The sequence below is a fragment of the Arthrobacter sp. 210 2 genome (assembly GCF_059093025.1).
Genome location: NZ_JBNHIE010000004.1, coordinates 236118 through 254696, shown reverse-complemented (window position 1 = coordinate 254696; position 18579 = coordinate 236118). Strand labels below are relative to the sequence as shown.

The window sequence follows — 18579 nt, the reverse complement described above, 5'->3', positions numbered from 1 at the left end:
TCCCATCAGCATGTGCACAACCGTGCCTCGAGTCAGCGCCGGTTCATCCAGCGTGCCCCTCCACCGGAAAACCCTGGTATTCCTCGCGGTGGTATTGATGGCACTCATCGCCGTAGTGCTGCCTGCCGCGCCCGCACAAGCCGCAAGGAGCTTTCCGGAAGAGGGGAAGCCGCTGCTGGGCACAGTCCTTGAATGGGGCGAGGATACCGCCGCCGATTTCGCGGGCCGCTTGGGTGCATCGCCGGCCGTTTTTGGCCATGACATTGCCTTCCCCTACCGCCCGTCCGAGGAGGACGACATCGAGGGCTTCCTGGAGCAGTCCTCACTTCAGGGCGCCCACGCGATGCTCACGGTGAAACCCACGGTGCCGCTGGATCAGATTGACGGCGCGGCCGCGAAAGCCTTCGCAGGCGAGGTGCGGGAGCTTGCTTCCACCTTCAAGGGCCAGCTGCTGATCCGGTTTGCCCCGGACATGAACGCAAGCTGGGTTGAATGGGGACAGCAGCCCGTTGCCTACCGCGCAGCGTTCCAGGCCGTCACGGCGGCGTTCCGGGAGGCCAACGGCGGCGGCACGGTGATGGTCTGGGAACCGTACCTGGGCACGGACTATCCGTTCGGCCGGAACCGGAACGCGCCTGCGCAGGGAAGTGAAGGGTTCGCGCTGCTTGACACCAACGGTGACGGCCAGTGGGACGGCGCAGATGCAGCCTACGCCCCCTACTATCCCGGGGACGATGCGGTGGATTGGGTGGGCCTGACGGCCTATCACGACGACACTGCCGGCGGTGCCGCGGTCAATACCGTCCCCCGCGCGGGGGAGCTGCAGGAGATGCTGACGGCCTCCGGCGGGGAAAACTTCTACGCCACCTATTCGGAGGGGCGCGACAAGCCGTTCCTCCTGCAGACCGCCGCGTTTTACAGCCCGGCTTCCGGTGGAGCCCCGGAAGCGGACATCAAAACCAGCTGGTGGGACCAGGTGGTGGGGACTGCCACTGATGCCGGGTTCCGCATGACAGGGGCGGTGGTGTGGGATGAGCGCACCAGTACCCGGGACACCGGAGTGGCAAGCATCGACTGGCCGCTCACCGGAAACCCCGGCATCGCCAAGGCCGCCTTGGGCAGGCTGGAAGCGTCCCCCATCGTCACCGGCCCCGTCACCGAGGTCAGCTCCGGCAGTGCGTTCGTGCGGGCAAACACCCTCACCGGGGCGGCTGCGTGGACAGTGGGTGCGGCGCTCCTCATCCTCCTGGTTGCCCTGTGGCAGATTCCCCGCCGGGTCAATGCCGCAACGGCGTGGGGATACTCAGACCCGTCCAGCAGGGATTCCCGGGTGGATATGCTGCGCGGCCTGGCCATTGTTTTTGTTGTGGTCAACCACCTGGGCATGACCTCGCTGTTCCAGTTGCTCACGCAGGAAGCGGTGGGGTTCGTCTCAGGCGCCGAGTTGTTCGTCCTGTTCTCCGGCCTGGTGGTGGGCATGGTGTACGGGCCCAGGGCCAAGGACGACTTCGGAACGGTGGTGGACCACACCTCGCGGAGGGCGGGCAAGCTCTACCTGACCGCGCTGATAGTCCTCATCGGCGTCTTCCTGGCCTCGCTGCTGCCGATCTTCCGGACCGACGCCCTGACCACCTTCGTGGACCAGGGAACCGGCGGCGCGGGGCACGACGGAGCGGGACGCACCTACGACCTCTACGCGGGCATGGAGTCCCTGTTCCAATTCCCGGTGCCGCCACAGGTGCTCCCTGCCATCCTGCTGCTGCAGTTTGGCCCGTGGCAGTTCAACGTGATGGGACTTTACGTGGTGTTGCTTCTGGTCAGCCCGCTAATCCTCGCGGCGCTCAACCGCGGCAAGGTGGTCTGGGTGCTGGCCGCTGCCCTGGCAGTTTACGCCGTAGGCTCGCTGACCCGCTTCCGGCTCCTGCCGTCGCAGTTCGAGGACTCGTTCCCGCTGCTCGTGTGGCAGGTGCTGTTCGTGATCGGACTGGTGGCGGGGTACCACCGGCGCAGCATCGTCGCCTGGCTCTCGGCGAGGCTCTGGGTGGTGGCCGCGTGCACCGCCGTCGCACTGCTGTTTGCGTTCCTCTCCTGGGGCAACCCCTACCTGGCCAACGGCTTTGACACCCGCCTCGGCATCATCCCGGACACCCTGTACCGGTCGCTCTATGACCTGCTGTTCGCCCGGACGTACCTTGCACCGGGACGGCTGCTCAACGTCCTGGTCCTGGTGGTGGCGGCCTACGCCTTCCTCACGGCGTACTGGAAACCCGTGCAGCGCGCGCTCGGCTGGTTCCTGATTCCGCTGGGCCGCGCCACCCTCTACGTGTTCATCATGCACGTGGTGCTGATCGCCGTCGTGGCCAATATCCCGGCCCTGCAGCAGGAGAACGTGCTGCTTAACACTGCCGCTTACGCCGCGGTACTGGGACTCCTGTGGGTCATGGTCCGGACCAGGTTCCTCTTCCGGATCATTCCCACGTAGAAAATCCGAGGAGTTGCCCCGCATCCGGGAAGCGTTTACTTCGCGGAAATATGAACGGTACAACACCGACACTGTCACAGCATTTGACGAAACATTTCACCCATACGATCACCGCGTAACACTCCGGTGAAAGGGAAAAAATGACAGATGCGACTCGCAGGAACTTCCTCCGCTATGTAGGCATGGTGGGGGGAGCCGGGGTGATGTACGAGACGATGGCAGCGATGGGCCTGGCTCCTGATACGGCTGCGCCTGCCTACGCCGCACCCCGGGCGGACGACCTGCGCGGCAGCGGCAAAAGCGTGGTGATCCTGGGCGGCGGCATCGCAGGCCTGACCACCGCCTATGAGCTCGGCAAGGCGGGCTACAAAGTGACCATCCTTGAGGCGCGGATGCGGCCCGGCGGACGCAACTGGACTGTGCGCGGGGGAACCGAGGAAACGGACTTGCGCGGAGTCACCCAGCGGGCCACGTTCTCAAAGGACCAGTACATGAATGCCGGCCCGGGCCGCATTCCCCAGCACCACATCACCATGGACTACTGCAAGGAACTGGGGGTGGCCATTGAGCCTTTCACCAACCAGAACGCAGACGGATACCTCTTCCGGGAGGGCAACACCAAGCTGTCAAACACCCCGGTCCGGCACCGTGCAGCCAAGGCGGATGTCTACGGCTATGTCTCGGAGCTGCTGGCCAAGGCCACGGACCAGGGCGCCCTGGACAGCTACATGAGCACGGCGGACAAGGAAAACCTCATCACCTTCCTCCGGAATTTCGGTGCCATCGGCGGCAAGGTGCCGGGTGATGCGGCCGCCAGCTTCAAGTACACCGGGACGGGCCGCAAGGGCTACTCAGTAGTGCCGGGCGCAGGGCTGGAAGCCGGGACACCGCTTGCGCCGGATGCCTTGTCCGACGTTTTCGCGAGCGGTGTGGGCAACTACTTCTCCTTCGAGTTCGGCTGGGACCAGGCCATGATGATGTTCCAGCCCGTGGGCGGCATGGACCGCATCCCCTACGCCTTTGAGGCTGCCATCGGCAAGGACAAATTCGTGTACGGGGCCCAGGTCCTGTCCATGAACAACACCGCTGCGGGCGTCGCGGTGGACTACACCAACCCCGGCGGCCAAACCAAGAGGATCGAGGCGGACTTCGCCGTCTGCACCCTGCCCCCGCACATCGCGGCCAAGATCCCCGGCAACCTCCCCGCAGACGTCCTGGACGCCCTCAACTTCGCCACCCCCAGTGACGCCGGAAAGATCGGCATCGAGTACTCCCGCCGCTGGTGGGAGGAGGACCACCGGATTTACGGCGGCATCACCAACACCAACATCGACCTCGGCAACATGTGGTACCCGTCCACCGGGTTCCACGGCCAGCGCGGCACCATGGTGGGCTACTACAACACGGGCAACAGCGCCCGTGTCTATAAGGAGCTCAGCCCGGAAAAGCGGCTCAGCCGGGCCCTCGACCAAGGCGCACGGATCCATGGCGACGTGTACCGGAAGGATGTGGCGGCGTCGTTCTCGGTGGACTGGGGGAGCGCCGCCTTCTCCGAGGGTGCCTGGGTGGGATGGCCGTCACAGACCGATGCCAAGTACGCCAAACTGCTCGAGCCCTCCGGGAACATCTACTTCGCCGGCGACCACCTGAGCCACGCCATCGCCTGGCAGCACGGTGCCATGACGTCCGCCCGTGCCGCCGTTACGTCGCTTCACACCCGCGCCGCAGCAATGGTGGCCGGATGACCCGGGCCCCCTTCACAGCCGCACCACAAGCCACAAGCAGAAAGCAGCCCATGCTCCGTCGCAGTCTTTCCCTGATCGCAGCCGGCGCCGCCGGTGTCGCCCTTACGGCAACCGCAGCGTTCGCCGCTCCCGCAGTTTTCAAGGACCTTACGGATCCCAAGCCCGGCACTACGGTGTCCAACCTCCCGGCCGGCCAGGACAATCCGATGATCGCCAGCGGGGTGGCCATCGGGGCGAACACGGCCATCTACAAAACCAGTGGACTGGGGCCGTCCGCCCTAAATACGGCCGCTCCGGCCGGCAGTGAGCAGCGCTACGTGGATACCGGAGTGTTCCCCGGCGGTGTCCTGCCGCCGGGCGTCACCATCACCGAGGCGCAGGGCATCAACGTTCTCCGCCGGATTGGCGAGAACCTGGCGCAGGCGGGGTTGGATTACGACGACGTCATCACCATGCGCGTCTTCCTGCAGAATCCGGCGGGGGCCGACAAGGCCGACTTTGACGGGTGGAACCGCGCGTACCGGCAGTACTTTGCGAACACCAGCCTCGCCGATGGGTCAGCCATCAAGGTTCCGCTGGGTTCGGCCGCGCCTGCCGAACCGTTCGTAACCACCGCTGCCCGGCCGTCACGTTTTGCCCTCGAAATCGAGAACCTGCCCGTCAGCGGCTGGCTGGTGGAGGTGGAAGTGGACGCCGCCTACCCCGCACCGGCAGGCAAGTAGCAAAAAGGGCGTGAACTGCCGGCGGTTCACGCCCTTTTGTGTGGGCTCTTAGACGAGTCCGGGGTAGCTGGTCATGATGTAGTCCGCAGCGGCGGGGCCCTTCATGCGCAGGCCGTTGTGCCCTGGCGTGATCCTGTTTTTCATGGCCGCCCAGAACTTTGACTCCGGACCTGGGGCCTGCTGGTTGATGAAGCACCAGCTGGTGTAGAGGCCGTAAAGGCGGTCCTGGTCCAGCGTTGAGTCGGAGGATTGGTCGATGTAGGTGGCTTCATGGAGGAAAAGGTCGAACTGCGAATTAGCCATGACGGCGTCCCTTCGCTAAGTGCGTGGCGCCGCCGTTCGGCTACAGCAGCAAGCCTCAACTGCCGTGCACGGGGCAATGGAGTGTGAGGTGGGCCCCGAAAGAAATGAGGTCCGGATGCGGCGTCAACGCCGCATCTACAATGTAGACTTTACTCGTAGACTACAAATACAGCAAGCGTCTGGAATTACCGCTGGACCTGCACCGCCCCTCCCAGGATGGAAACAATGGCTTCCCCGAAAAGCGCTCCGGCCGCCGACCGCAAGGCCAGGCTGAGCCGGGAACTGGTGTTGGCCACGGCCCTGGAACTCGTGGACGCCGAAGGCCTGGACGCGCTGACCATGCGCCGCCTCGGCCAGGAACTTGGCCGGGATCCCATGAGCCTTTACCGCTACGCCGAGAACCGGGCCGCACTGCTGGACGGGGTCTCCGAACTGGTGCTCAACGAACTCCCTGTCCACGAAGAAGACCCGGACTGGAAAGCCCAGCTCCGGCAGATTGCCCACAATCTTCGGCTGCTGGCGCTGCAGCACCCGAACGTGGTGCCGCTGCTGGTGACCCGGCCGCTGTCCACGCCGCTGGGCCTCCGGCCGCTCGGCACCCTGCGGCCGCTCGAACAGATCCTCGCGCTGCTGGTCGGGGCAGGATTTTCGCCGCCGGACGCGTTGCACGTCTACCGCGCGTACTACGGCTTCCTGTATGGGCACATCCTGAACGAGCTGCAGGAATTCGTGGTGGACCCGGAGGAGAACGAGGTACTGCTGCGGCTGGGGCTCCACCGGTTGCCTGCCAAGGAATTCCCCCTGCTCCGCGCGCTGGCGCCGGCACTCGCGGAGTACGACGGCTCGGCCGAACTCGACCAGGGGCTCACTATCCTGCTGTCCGGGCTGGAATCCCAGCTCTCGCTGCAGCCTGCGCATTCCCCGGCTTAGCTGCCCGGCCTGTGGCGGTGAACCACCTGCGCACCTACTCGAACGAGGCCCGTCTCCGGTCCTGAACGCGCGTGTTCCAGACATCCGGCCGGGTGACCTTGAAACGGCGGCCGGTAAGTGCGCGTGCTGACAGGCGGATGTAGTGGACCTTCTCGCCCGGCTGCCATGGCTCCAGCCCCAGGCTGTCCACGGCGTCCCTGTCAGCCTGGTCCTCAATGACCGCGGTGCCGCCGCGGGCCACTACGCTCCAGGCCTCTTCGGTGTGGGGGTCGTAACCGTCGATTTCGAGGGCAGCGGGCCGCTCCTCCTTTGCGTTCCAGAGCTTGGTGACTCCGGAGGTGCGGAAGACGATGCTCCGGCGGTGGACTACGTAGTTGACCGGGAAGATCTCGGGGTGGCCGTCCACCACAACGGCCAAGCGGCCAAGGGTGTCACTGTCCAGCAAGTCCCAGCACTCATCAAAGGTCAGGTTCCCGGTGGGCTGCTCGTGAGTAGTCATGACCACACCCTACGGCCCTGGAAATCGTTATTGAATACCGGCGAACAATTCGTTCAGCTCCGCGGTCAGCTCCTTCTGGAGCGAAGGCGTGCCGATCTCCTTGCCGTCTATCCGGTTCACTGGTGCAAGCATGCGGATACTCGAGATGAGCCAGACGGCGTCAGCGTCGAGGAGGTCCTGGGGTTCCAGCGGGCCGTAACCCAGTTCCCAGCCCGCGGCCTTGGCGGCGTTGAACAGGGCACCCTGGGATGTCCCGGCCAGGATGCCGCTGTCCAACTGGGGCGTGATGAGGCGCTTAACGGAAGCCCCGCCGTCGGACTTTTCCACATGGGCCAGCAGCACGGTGGACGTGGGGCCTTCCAGGACCCGACCATCGGAGGAGAAGAAAATGACGTCGTCGGCGCCCTGCTTATGGGCGTGGCGCAGGGCCGCCATGTTCACGGCGTAGGAGAGGGTTTTGGCACCGAGGAGAAGCCAGGGGGCACGTTCGGCGGCGTCACTGTCGTAGCCGCGGTCAAGGAGGATGACATCGATGCCCGTTTCGCGCTGCCGGCGCCCCGCCGCTCCCACGGGTGACACCTGCACCCAGGCGGTGGGGTTGGGGGCACCTTCGACGCCCCGGGTTACCACCAGCTTGACCACCAGCTCATCCTCGGAGGCAGAGGCCGCCGGGTGCTGGGACCGGTGCTCGGCGAGGCCGGTCGCGATGGCACGCCGCCATGCGTCCTGGTCCGGGATCCTGAGGTCCATCGCCTCGGCGGAACCGCCAAGCCGGTCAAGGTGTGCCTGCAGCTTGCGGACCGTCCCACCCACGGCCAGCATGGTTTCGAAGATACCGTCACCCCGTGTGGCGCCCTGGTCCGTGACCATCAGCTGCGGCTTGGACGCGTCGGCGAGCCGGCCGTCGTGGAAAGCGGGGTCGAGGAAAACGAGAACCACGGAAGCTGGAGAGGTCATGGCTCCAGCTTAGTGCGGCGCCGCGCGGATAAGCTGGGCGGAGTGCCCCGGCCGGAAACCGCCCGCCGGGAGCCCATGTTCCGGGGGTTTTCTCGTGTTGTGGCCATTTTCGCTTGCCGGCTCGGCGCCGATGTGGGTAGTGGTGCTGCTTGCCGTCGCCGATCTGGCGATCAGGGTGCTTGCCCTGGGAATCATTCCGGGAAACCGGCGCCCCACCACCGCCATGGCGTGGCTGCTTGGCATCTTTTTCGTGCCCTTTGTGGGCATCGTCCTGTTCCTGCTCTTCGGCAATTTCAAGCTGTCCAGCCGCCGCCGCGAGCAGCAGCAGCAGGTCAATGACCGGGTGCGCGCAGGCATTTCCTCCCTCGCCGACGTCGAAAGCGTCTACCCCGGCCCTGAATGGGTGAAGTCTGCGGCCGAGCTGAACCGCAGGCTGGGGTCCCTGCCCATGGTGGACGGCAACGCGGTGGACCTCATTCCCGGTTACCCGGACTCCATCCTGGCCATGACGGAGGCAGTTCGGAAGGCGAAGAAGTTCGTCAACGCCGAGTTCTACATCATGAGCACGGACCACATCACCAATGACCTGCTCACCGCTTTGGAGGAAGCGGCCGAGCGCGGGGTGGAGGTGCGGGTGCTCTTCGACCACATCGGCACCCTCCGGGTCCAGGGGTACAGGAACCTCCTCAAACGCCTCAAGGCTGGCAAAATCCAGTGGAAGCGGATGCTGCCGCTCATGCCCATCCATGGCCAGTGGCGCCGGCCCGATCTCCGGAACCACCGCAAGATCATGGTGATCGACGGCGAGATCGCCTTCACGGGCTCGCAGAACCTCATCGAGCCCTCCTACAACAACCCCCGGCACCGCAAGGCGGGCCGTGAGTGGGTGGAGCTGATGGCGTGCCTGCGCGGCCCCATCGTCACCACCCTGAACGTTGTTTTCGCCACCGACTGGCTCAGTGAAACGGACGAGTCCCTGGAGCACCAGCTGCAGCTCCCGGCGAATCCCCATCCGGGGGAGGTCACGGCGCAGGTGGTCCCCAGCGGCCCCGGCTTCATTACCGAAAACAACCTGCGGCTGTTCAATACCCTGATTTACTCGGCCCAGCACCGCATCTCCATCTGCAGCCCTTACTTCGTGCCGGACGATTCGCTGCTCTACGCCATCACGACGGCCGCCCAGCGCGGCGTGGACGTGGAACTGTTTGTTTCCGAGAAAGGCGACCAGTTCCTGGTCCACCACGCCCAGCGCTCCTACTACGAGGCGCTGCTGGAGGCGGGCGTGCGCATCTTCCTCTACAAGGCACCGTTTGTGCTGCACGCCAAGCACTTCACCATCGACGACGAAGTGGCGGTGCTGGGCTCCAGCAACATGGATATGCGCTCGTTCTCGCTCAACCTTGAGGTGTCCGTGATGCTGCTGGGTGACGACATCGTGGCAAAGATGCGCGCTGTGGAGGACACCTACCGGGACATTTCGCATGAACTACGGCTGGCGGACTGGCTCAACCGTCCGCTGGCGGCGCGGTACGTGGACAACGTGGCCCGGCTGACGGCAACAGTGCAGTAAGAAAAACAGTGCAGTAGGAAAACGGTGCAGTAAAAGAGGCGCTAATCGTCGGCAGCGACGCGTTCGTTGCCGGTGCGTGCCGCGTTGTCAGGCCACCCGCCCTTCCGGTAGGCGGGGGTCCCGGCGGCAAGCACAATCACGGTCAGGACACAGGTCCCGATCATGACTCCCACCATCGACAGCGCATTTCCGCCCAGGAGTCCCACCAGGGGACTGACAAGTCCGGCCACGCCGGACTGGAGGGCTCCGATGACGGCCGCCGCGGTCCCGGCCATGTGTCCATAGTTGTGCAGGGCCAATACCGAGGCATTGGCTGGAATCATTCCCTGCACCCCGAGGACAAGCCAGAGGCCAGCCATCAGGCCAAAAGCGCCGCCGGTGCCTGTGGACACCGCCGCGAGCAGCAGCAGGGCCAGGCCCAGCTGGACAATGACTGCCGTGCGCAGCAGGCGGACAGGCGGGACTTTGCGGACCAGTGCGGCATTGAGCTGGGCGGAGAGCACCAGCGCGGCACCATTCAACGCGAAGGCCAGGGCGAACTGCTGCCCGGTGAAGCCATACTCGTCCTGGAAGACGAAGGGCGACCCCACCACGTAGCTCATGATCAGTCCCAGTCCCAGCCCCGGGATGACGGCCAGCGCCATAAAGTGCTTGTCCCGCAGGAGCGACCAGTAGGCGCTGGCAACGTGCCGCGGGCTGCCGGGGCTGCGTCTGTCCTCCGGCAGGGTTTCGGGCATGAACTTCCAGACGATGGCCACCAGGACCACGCCGATGAGTGCCAGGGCGTAAAAGACGGCACGCCAGTGTGAGATTCCGGCGATTGCCTGGCCTATGGTCGGGGCAAAGAGGGGCGCGACGCCGATCACCAGCATTAGGCGGGACAGCAGCCGCGCGGCGGCGGCGCCCACGAATCGGTCACGGATGACGGCAATGGCCACCACCGCTGCGGCGGCGTTGAAGAAGCCCTGGAGCACGCGCAGTCCCACGAGCGTTTCGATGTTCGGCGTGATGGAGCACAGCATGGAGATCACCACATGCAGAGAGATGCCGATGACCAGCGGCAGGCGCCGTCCAAACCGGTCCGAGAACGGGCCCATGACCAGTTGGCCTATTCCGCCGCCCAGCAGCATTCCGGACAGCGTGAGCTGGGCCGCTGCCTGGGTGGTGTCAAGATCGGCCACCACGGCGGGCAGGGACGGCAGGTACATGTCGGTGGTCACGGCCGGGAGGGCGGCCAGGGCGCCAAGCATCAGGACGTACTTGACGGTACGGGGTGGCCTGGGATGCGGGGCAGGGGATCGGGCGGTGTCCGTCACGCGGCAAACCTAACTATTTTTGGAAGGACTGATGGCCGCCGCATGTCTTGAGCGTTTCAGTTGGCGGAGTCCAGCAGCTGCACGGATTCCCACGTCTGCCCGTAAGGGACGTGGTCGCTCAGTTCCACCGTGAACTGGCCGGCACCCTGGTCACGAGGATACCCCTCGTCGGGTTTTCCTTGGCGAGGTCCAGGAGCTGCCGTACGGAGGAATTGAGCTTCTCGTCAGCCTCGGAGCTGGTGGTTGCGGAGATTGTCACGCAATGGTCGGTGGTCATGGCATGTCCTTTCAGCCTTGGCCGATTCTGCCGGGGTGATCGGGGGAGCAGGGCTGCGGGTGGCCGGGGTACCGGAAGGGCGCCCCGGCCACCTTGCCGTCAGGCGGAGGGTGTAACCGTGACTCCGCAGTGCAGCCGGCGGGTATGGTCCACCGTCCGGGGCGTACCCGTGAGGGTGACCGTTGCCTGCAGGCGGATGTCCCCGCTTGAGGCGCCGAAGCCGAGTTCCAGGTCACCGGGCTCCACGATGCGCCGTCCGTCGCGGCCGGTAAAGGATGCGACGTCGGCGGGGACCGTGAAGGCAACGCGGGCCGAGGCTCCCGGTTCCAGGGGGACGCGGGCATATCCCACGAGCCGCTGCTCCGGGCGGACAACCGATGCCACCGGATCGTGCAGGTACAGCTGGACCAGTTCCGTTCCTGCCCTGTCACCCGTGTTGGTGACCGTGATGCTGGCCTTGGCCTCGCCGTCCACCGGTACAGCGGCGGCGCCGTCAACAGTCAGGCCGCTCCACTCAAAGGTGGTGTAGCTCAGGCCGTGGCCGAACGGGTAGGCCGCGGCGGGATCAATGTTGGAGACGCTGCTGGCGCGGGCCAGCCGGGACGCCAGATAGGTCGAGGGTTGCGCCCCCGGCCGGGCCGGAATGCTCACGGGCAGCCGGCCGCTGGGATTGACGCGGCCGCTGAGGATTTTTGCAACAGCAGGGCCCCCTTCCTCTCCGGGGAAGAACGCCTGCACGATCGCTGCGGCGTTCTCGACGGCGGAGCCCACAGCGTAGGGGCGGCCGGTGAGGAGCACCACCACCACGGGCACGCCGGTTTCGATCAGCCGGTCCAGCAGTTGCTGCTGGACTCCCGGAAGCACCAGGGATTCCACGTCGCAGCCTTCGCCGCTGGTTCCGCGGCCGAAAAGTCCGGCCCGGTCGCCCAGGACGGCGATGACGACATCCGCGGAGGAAGCGGCAGCAATGGCTTCGTCGAATCCTTCGGTGGAATCGCCGTCGATGGAGCAGGCGGCGGTGACGGAGAAGGAGCTGTCAGGGAACTCCGACCGGAGGGCCTCGGCCACGGTGGGCAGTTCGATGCCGACCGGAACGTCCGGGTGCTGTCCGCCAACGTGGGCGGGGAAGGAGTAGCAGCCCAGGAACGCCTGGGTGTTGTCGGCGTTGGGTCCGACGACGGCGATGCGTCCGGGCGTGCGCAGCGGCAGGATGCCGTTGTTGCTGGCGAGGATGATCGATTCCTCGGCAATCCTGGCTGCGAGTTTCCGATTGGCCTCAGTGTCCAGGGTGATGCTGCCTTCGAGGCCGGCGGTATCCTGCAGATTGGCGTCTTGCAGGGCAGGCGGAACGGCTGACCAGTCAGTATCCAGCAGGCCCAGTTCGATCTTCTGCACAAGGACGCGGCGCAGGGCGCGGTCCACCATGCTGACGGGGAGGCGGCCCGCTTCAATTTCGGCGATAAGGTGCTCGCCGAAGGCGTGCACGGTGGGAAGTTCGACGTCGACTCCCGCGGACAGTGCCGCGGCTGCAGCTTCACCGAGGGACCCTGCGATGCCATGCAGTTCCTTGAGGAAAGCAATACCAAAGTAGTCGGCCACAACCGTGCCGCTGAATCCCCAGGTGTCGCGGAGGAGCCCAGTGAGCAGGGAAGCATCGGCGGCGGTGGGGACGCTGTCCATGTCCGTGTAGGCATGCATGACCGAGCGGACGCCCGATTCCCGGATGGCCATCTCGAACGGCGGCAGCAGGACGTCGGCCTGCTCACGCGCGCCGACGGACACAGGTGCCAGGTTCCGGCCGGCCTTGGACGCCGAGTAGCCCACGAAGTGCTTGAGCGTGGCGATGATGCCGCTGCTTTCCAGGCCCTGGATGTAGGCGGTGGCCAGGGTCCCGATGAGGTAGGGGTCCTCGCCGATGGTCTCCTCCACCCGGCCCCAGCGGGCGTCGCGCACGACGTCAAGGACGGGGGCAAGGCCCTGGTGCACACCTACGGAGCGCATGTCGGCCCCGATCACGGCACCCATCGTGCGGATGAGGTCTGCGTTAAAGGTGGCCCCCCAGGCAAGTGGCACCGGGTAGGCCGTGGCCTGCCAGGTGGCGAAGCCGGCCAGGCATTCCTCGTGGACCAGGGCGGGGATGCCGAAGCGGTTGGCCGCGGCAATGCGCTGCTGGGTCCGCTGGAGCGACAAGGCGCCCAGGGCCGGGTCCACGGGTGCGGTCCCGAACGGCCTGGTGAGTTGTCCGAGGCCGTTCGGCAGGATTTCGTCCAGGTCGACGGGAGGGTTCATCTCGTTCTGGTGCGGGGCCACTTCGCCCCCTTCAGTGGAGGCGCCCACCCAGACCCCGAAGAGCTGGGCCGTCTTCTCCCGGAGGGTCATGGCTGCGATGAGGCTGTCGGCACGTTCCTGCGGTGTGGCGTCGGTGTCGCGCCAAGGCGCGTTGTGAGTTGCGGTTTCGGTCATGATTACTTTCCGCCAGCGCCCATCAGGCCCTGGACAAGTGCGCGGCGCGCGAAGAGGTAGACAAGAAGTACCGGCACCATGGACAGTGTCACGGCGGCCAGGAGCCCGGGAATGTTGATGCCGAACTGGGTTTGGAAGTTGAACAGGCCCAGCGTGACCACACGGGTGGACTCGGACTGGGTCAGGATCAGCGGGAAGAGGAAGCCGTTCCAGGCCTGGAGGGCCGAGAACACGGCGATGGTGGACAGGCCGCCCTTGGACAGCGGCAGCACCAGGCGCAGGAAGGACTTGGCCGGGGTAGCGCCGTCCATGGCCATGGCCTCGTACAGCTCGGGGGTGATGTCCCGCATGGTTCCGCTGAGGATGATGGTGCAGATCGGCAGGGCGAAGGCCGCGGTGGGGAGGATGACGCCCAGCAGGTTGTCGTAAAGGCCCACAGTGTTGATGAGGTAGAACACGGGGACAATGACGGCCTGGGCGGGGATCGCGAGGCCCAGCAGGAACAGGCGGAAGATGGCCGAGGCGGCGCGGCTCTGGCTCCGCACGATCGCGTAACTCAATGGCGGCACCAGGAGCAGGACCAGGCCCACGACTCCGACGGTAACGATGATGGTGTTCAGGAAGTACCGGCCAAAGCCGCTGGTCACGGCATCCACGTAGTTCTGCAGCGTAAAGCTGGTCGGCAGGGACAGCGGCCCGTTGTCGCCGAACTCAGCACGGGTCTGGAAGGTCGCGGACAGCATGACGTAGAGCGGAACAGCCACGATGGCCAGCCAGATGAAGGCTCCGATGCCGGCGAGGTAATTCGGGCGTGTTTTCATTTAGAGCCCCTCCAGCGAACTGCGCATCTTGTCGTACCCGGACAGGCGGACCACGGCGAAGGAGATGGCCGTGGAGATGACGACGAGCACCAGGGCGATGGCGCTGCCGGTGCCGAAATCGAACCGCCGGAACGCTTCCTGGTACATGTGGAAAGCGGTGATGGTGGTACCGGTGCCCGGTCCGCCGTTGGTCAGGATGAGGACGGTTTCAAAAGTGGTCAGGCCGCCGACCACCATCAGGATCACTGACGTGATGATGCTGTTCTTCAGCTGCGGCAGGGTGATGCTGAAGAACTGCCGGACGGTGCCGGCGCCGTCGATTGACGCGGCCTGGTACAGGACGGGCGGGATCTGCCGGGCGGCGCCTTGGTAGATCAGCGTGTGGAAGGGCGTGAACTGCCACATGCCCACGAAGATCAGCACCGCGATGGCGCCGGTCTGCGTGCCAAGGATGTTGCCGTCCCCGAACAGCCAGGACATCTGGCCGGGAATGCCGAAGTTGGGGTCAAGAAGTGCCCGCCACAGCACGGAGATGGCGGCCGAGGAGAGCAGCAGCGGCACGAAGTAGACAGCGCTCAGGATGGCGCGGTTCTTCTGGTTGCCGGCTGCCCAGACGCCGAGCAGGATGCTGAGCGGAGTCTGCGTGACGATGCCGAGCACAATGAACAGCAGGCTGAGCCAGAGGCTCTGGAGCATGACCGGGTCTGCGAAGAGGGCTTCCCAGTTCTTGAGCCCGACGAACTTCGGGTCGCCAAGGCCGCTCCAGGTGGTGAAGGAGAGCACGGCCACCGCGAGGAGCGGGACAAGTGCGAAAAGGGCAAAGAATATGCTGGCAGGAAGGGCCCAGACAAAGCCGGGGCGGCCCACGTTGGAGCCGCCCCGGCCTGCCGGGCGGCCCTTGGCGGGGCCGCCCGGATGTGCCGGGCGCCTGCGTTGTGCAAGCGTCGTCGTCATTGTTGTTTCCTAGAGGCTCTGCATGGCCTTGATGAAGCCGGCTTCGTCGATCTGTCCGCTGAAGAACTGGGCGACGGCGGTGTGGATGGTGACAGTTGCTTCCGGCGGGTACGCCTGGTCCCAGGAGAGCTGGAAGGAGGGGGCTTCCTTGACCAGGTTGAACTGGTACCTGGCGTATTCCGGATCTGCTGCCTTGTCGAGGAACTTCTCGGTGTTCGTGGTGGTGGGCAGGTTTCCGATGCCTACCTGCTCCTGCACGAACTGATCGGAGTACATGAGCTTCAGGAAGTCGCGGGCGGCTTCCGGGTAGCGCGTGTTTTTGTGGATCGAGTAGAAGTTGTTGGTGTTGCCCACCAGGTTGTCCTCGTCGCCGAGGCCCCCTTCAACCTTGGGGAACTCGCTGTAGCCCAGGACCTCGGCGGCGAACTGCGGGTCGCTGCTCTGCTGGGTGGCGTATTCCCATGAGCCCATCAGCTCAAAGCCTGCCTTGCCGCTGGCGAGGAGGGCGGGAGAGCCGCCGTGGGTGAACTTCACGGAATCGAAATTGGTGCCGAACGCACCGGCGTCGACCAGTTCGCGGAGCATGCCCAGGGCCTTGCGGCTCTCTTCCGATTCCCAGACGCTGGTGTCCCCCTCCAGGGCCTTCTTGAACAGCCCTTCGCCTGCAACGCGGTCGTAGACGTACTCCACCCACATCAGGGTGGGCCACTTGTCCGCACCACCCAGGGCGATGGGGGTGATGCCCTTGTCCTTGAGGATCTTGACGTCTTCAAGGAGTTCATCCCACGTTGCGGGAGGATTGGAAATGCCTGCGTCCGCGAGGACCTTGGAGTTGTTGAACAACATGACGGGCTGGGTGCCCCGCATGGGGATCCCGTATGCCTTGTCACCGATGACGGCAGTCTCGAACACGGACGGCAGGAAGGCGTCCTTCAGCTGCGGGTCCTCCTTGATGAAGTCGTCAAGGGGGAGCAGGAGGTCGGCATCCACGAAGTTCTTGATGCTGCCCCCGCCCCAGTTGAAGAAGATGTCCGGAGCCGTGGGCGTGTCGATGATGGTCTGGAGCTTGGACTGGTACTCCGCGCCTGGGATCTTGTCCAGGACAACCTTGACGTCGGATGTTGCATTGAAGGTGTCGATCATTTTCTGTTCGACGGTGTTCCCCGCATCGCCGTACATGGCGACGTGAATTTCGTTTTCGGGCCGGCTTGCTGCGCCGGACCCTCCTGAGCACCCGGCCATTGTCAGGCCAAGGGCCAGAGCCGCGCTGCCGGCAATCGTGCGGGCCACCCAACCGTGGTGGTTCATCTTTGAACGCCTCTCGAAAGTTTCGATGCTAGGACCGAAAGTTGTTTGATGGATCACAGTCTAGGCGCGGCCATTCACCGGCGCAAGAGGTTCGCAAATTTGCGGTACAAAAACCGAAAGTATCGCTATGCTGTTTCCCATGACGAGCCCTGCTTCTTCTTCCGACGTGCGCGTTACTCTCGCCCAGCTGGCGGAGGAGGCGGGCGTTTCGCTGTCGACAATTTCGAAGGTCCTCAACGGACGCGCCGACGTTTCCCGCAAAACCAGGACGAAAGTTGAGGAGCTCCTGGAGGAGCATGGGTACAAACGGCGAAAGGCATCCACCAAGTCGGCGCTTCTGGAGCTGGTCTTCCCGGAACTCGAAAGCGCCTGGGCGCTGGAAATTATCCGCGGCGTCGAAAATGTCGCCAAGGCGAACGGCATGAGCGTCATCCTCACCGAAAGCGGCACCAGGCATGCACCGGGCGCAGGCTGGGTGGAGGGCGTGATGGCGCGGCAGCCCGCCGGGGTTGTCCTCGTTTCCTCCGACCTGCCGCTGGAATACCGGCAGCAGCTGGAGGCCCGCTCCATTCCCTTTGCCATCATTGATCCCGCGGGTGACCCCGCCCCCGGTGTTCCCTCTGTTGGCTCCGCCAACTGGGCCGGAGGCATGATGGCGACCCGCCACCTCATCGAACTCGGCCACACACGAATAGCCGCCATCTCCGGCCCGGAGGACATGATGTGCTCCCTGGCGCGGATCGACGGCTACAGCTCAGCCCTGAATACAGCCGGTATTCCCATCGACCGCTCCTTGATCAGGTACGGCGACTTCCACGTGGACGGCGGACGCGCCCATGCCCTGGAGCTGCTGGCCCTCGAGGAAAGGCCCACCGCCATCTTCGCGGGCAGTGACCTGCAGGCCCTCGGCGTGCTCGATGCCGCCCGCCAGCTGGGCCTGTCCGTTCCCGGGGACCTGTCCATCGTGGGATACGACGACCTTCAGGTGGCACGCTGGTCCAGCCCTGCCCTCACCACCGTGCACCAGCCCCTGATCGAAATGGCCGAAGAGGCTGCCCGGATGGTTCTGCGCCTGCGGGAGGGCGAGCGGCCCAACAACCTGCGCCTGGATCTCGCGACGTCACTCGTTGTCCGCCAAAGCACTGCACCTCCAGGCCGGATCTGATCCTGGCCCCGCCTCCCGAAAGGAACCGCATGTCATCCATCGTCAACGCCAACGGCGAGCTCATCACGCTCGAGGCGGGGGACTACACGGCAGTTGTCACCACCGTGGGGGCCGGGCTGCACAGCCTGGCTTTCCGCGGCCAGGACCTGGTCCTGCCCTATCCTGCCGACGAACTGCCCCCCGCCTTCGCAGGCAAGACGCTCATGCCCTGGCCGAACCGGGTGAACGGCGGTGCGTACTCCTTCGATGGGCAGCGCTATGAGCTGCCGGTCAACGAGGCGGCCACCGGGAGCGCGCTGCACGGGCTTGCGCTGTGGAGCGAATGGCGGGTGGAGCAGCGCTCGCAGGCCGAAGCGACCCTGGCGCATCTGCTGCACGGCGAGCCCGGGTACCCCTTTCCGCTTGCGCTCTCGGCAACCTACGCGCTGGACGCGGCCACGGGGCTGCGAATCGAGCTCAGTGCCCTCAACTGCGGCCCGGCACCAGTGCCTTACGGCTGCGGCTCCCATCCATACCTCACGGTGGGCGGCGGGGACATCTCCACCTGCGAGTTGAGTTTCCGGGCAGGCAAGGTGCTCCTGACGGACGACAAGCTGCAGCCTACGGACCTTGTTGATACCAAGGGCACGGACTTTGACTTCTCGGACGCCCGCAGGATTGCCTCGCAGTCGCTGGACCATGCCTTCACCAACCTCCCTGAGGGGGAGTGGGACGTCATCCTCCGCAACCCTGCCCTGCAGCTTGCGGCGGTGCTGCAATCAACGGGGGACCAGGCACCCTGGCTGCAGCTCTATTCAGGAGAATTGCGCGGCCGCAAGGGGCTGGCGGTTGAACCAATGACCTGCCCGCCCGATGCCTTTAACTCCGGCCAGGACCTTGTTGTCCTGGAACCTGGCCAGTCGCACACGCTCGCGTTCACGATCCACGCCCTGGAGGGTTAGCGGATCAAACCAGTCGGCGGATCAGGACAGCCGCCACTGGGCAGTAGCTGGAGCACAAAGCGGCCCGGAACCCTTCGGTTCCGGGCCGCTTTGCCGGCAATTGCCGCTTTCGCCAGGATTTACTGC

16 protein-coding genes are annotated in these 18579 nt (G+C 65.2%); 7 read left to right on the top strand and 9 right to left on the bottom strand.

Features of this window, described 5'->3' with window-relative positions; genetic code table 11:
- The first annotated feature begins 97 nt into the window (after positions 1 to 97).
- The 3 genes from opgC (at position 98) to AC5RWA_RS10715 (ending at position 4949) form a co-directional block, all read left to right on the top strand.
- On the top strand, positions 98 to 2482 hold the full coding sequence (gene opgC / locus AC5RWA_RS10725; protein WP_494057635.1) for an OpgC domain-containing protein: 2385 nt from the start codon (positions 98 to 100) through the stop codon (positions 2480 to 2482).
- A gap of 140 nt (positions 2483 to 2622) precedes the next feature.
- Positions 2623 to 4227 (top strand): flavin monoamine oxidase family protein, encoded by a 1605-nt coding sequence (locus AC5RWA_RS10720; protein ID WP_494057578.1) that lies wholly within the window; start codon positions 2623 to 2625, stop codon positions 4225 to 4227.
- Between the two features lie 50 nt (positions 4228 to 4277).
- Positions 4278 to 4949, top strand: a complete 672-nt coding sequence (locus AC5RWA_RS10715) for a Rid family hydrolase (protein ID WP_494057577.1) — start codon at positions 4278 to 4280, stop codon at positions 4947 to 4949.
- Positions 4950 to 4997: 48 nt separating this feature from the next.
- On the opposite strand, the gene AC5RWA_RS10710 is transcribed toward AC5RWA_RS10715, so the two are convergent.
- Positions 4998 to 5252: a hypothetical protein gene (locus tag AC5RWA_RS10710; RefSeq protein ID WP_079595374.1), complete on the bottom strand. Its 255-nt coding sequence runs from the start codon at positions 5250 to 5252 to the stop codon at positions 4998 to 5000.
- A gap of 225 nt (positions 5253 to 5477) precedes the next feature.
- Here AC5RWA_RS10710 and AC5RWA_RS10705 point away from each other — a divergent pair, with 225 nt between their 5' ends.
- Positions 5478 to 6182, top strand: coding sequence for a TetR/AcrR family transcriptional regulator C-terminal domain-containing protein (locus AC5RWA_RS10705; protein ID WP_115523566.1), 705 nt, complete (start codon positions 5478 to 5480; stop codon positions 6180 to 6182).
- A 34-nt stretch (positions 6183 to 6216) separates the two neighbouring features.
- Here AC5RWA_RS10705 and AC5RWA_RS10700 read toward each other — a convergent pair whose 3' ends face one another.
- Entirely contained in the window at positions 6217 to 6681 is a 465-nt protein-coding gene (locus AC5RWA_RS10700; RefSeq protein WP_494057576.1) for a pyridoxamine 5'-phosphate oxidase family protein, read from the bottom strand.
- A 27-nt stretch (positions 6682 to 6708) separates the two neighbouring features.
- Positions 6709 to 7638 (bottom strand): aminodeoxychorismate lyase, encoded by a 930-nt coding sequence (locus AC5RWA_RS10695; protein WP_494057575.1) that lies wholly within the window; start codon positions 7636 to 7638, stop codon positions 6709 to 6711.
- Between the two features lie 130 nt (positions 7639 to 7768).
- Here AC5RWA_RS10695 and cls point away from each other — a divergent pair, with 130 nt between their 5' ends.
- Positions 7769 to 9208, top strand: coding sequence for a cardiolipin synthase (gene cls, locus AC5RWA_RS10690; protein WP_079595370.1), 1440 nt, complete (start codon positions 7769 to 7771; stop codon positions 9206 to 9208).
- A 41-nt stretch (positions 9209 to 9249) separates the two neighbouring features.
- Here the strand turns inward: cls and AC5RWA_RS10685 are convergent, their stop codons facing one another.
- The 6 genes from AC5RWA_RS10685 to AC5RWA_RS10660 all read right to left on the bottom strand — a co-directional run bounded on the left by AC5RWA_RS10685 (position 9250) and on the right by AC5RWA_RS10660 (position 16347).
- A complete protein-coding gene (locus tag AC5RWA_RS10685; RefSeq protein WP_494057574.1) occupies positions 9250 to 10524 on the bottom strand; it encodes a multidrug effflux MFS transporter in 1275 nt (424 codons plus the stop codon).
- 118 nt (positions 10525 to 10642) lie between these two features.
- A complete protein-coding gene (locus tag AC5RWA_RS10680) occupies positions 10643 to 10801 on the bottom strand; it encodes a hypothetical protein (RefSeq protein ID WP_494057573.1) in 159 nt (52 codons plus the stop codon).
- 99 nt (positions 10802 to 10900) lie between these two features.
- Entirely contained in the window at positions 10901 to 13264 is a 2364-nt protein-coding gene (locus AC5RWA_RS10675) for a beta-xylosidase/alpha-l-arabinosidase (RefSeq protein ID WP_494057572.1), read from the bottom strand.
- Between the two features lie 2 nt (positions 13265 to 13266).
- A complete protein-coding gene (locus AC5RWA_RS10670; RefSeq protein WP_079595366.1) occupies positions 13267 to 14085 on the bottom strand; it encodes a carbohydrate ABC transporter permease in 819 nt (272 codons plus the stop codon).
- Entirely contained in the window at positions 14086 to 15039 is a 954-nt protein-coding gene (locus tag AC5RWA_RS10665) for a carbohydrate ABC transporter permease (RefSeq protein WP_079595365.1), read from the bottom strand.
- A 9-nt stretch (positions 15040 to 15048) separates the two neighbouring features.
- On the bottom strand, positions 15049 to 16347 hold the full coding sequence (locus tag AC5RWA_RS10660) for an extracellular solute-binding protein (protein ID WP_494057571.1): 1299 nt from the start codon (positions 16345 to 16347) through the stop codon (positions 15049 to 15051).
- Between the two features lie 139 nt (positions 16348 to 16486).
- Here AC5RWA_RS10660 and AC5RWA_RS10655 point away from each other — a divergent pair, with 139 nt between their 5' ends.
- Positions 16487 to 17512, top strand: coding sequence for a LacI family DNA-binding transcriptional regulator (locus tag AC5RWA_RS10655; RefSeq protein WP_494057570.1), 1026 nt, complete (start codon positions 16487 to 16489; stop codon positions 17510 to 17512).
- Between the two features lie 29 nt (positions 17513 to 17541).
- On the top strand, positions 17542 to 18453 hold the full coding sequence (locus AC5RWA_RS10650) for an aldose-1-epimerase (RefSeq protein WP_494057569.1): 912 nt from the start codon (positions 17542 to 17544) through the stop codon (positions 18451 to 18453).
- Positions 18454 to 18579 lie beyond the last annotated feature (126 nt).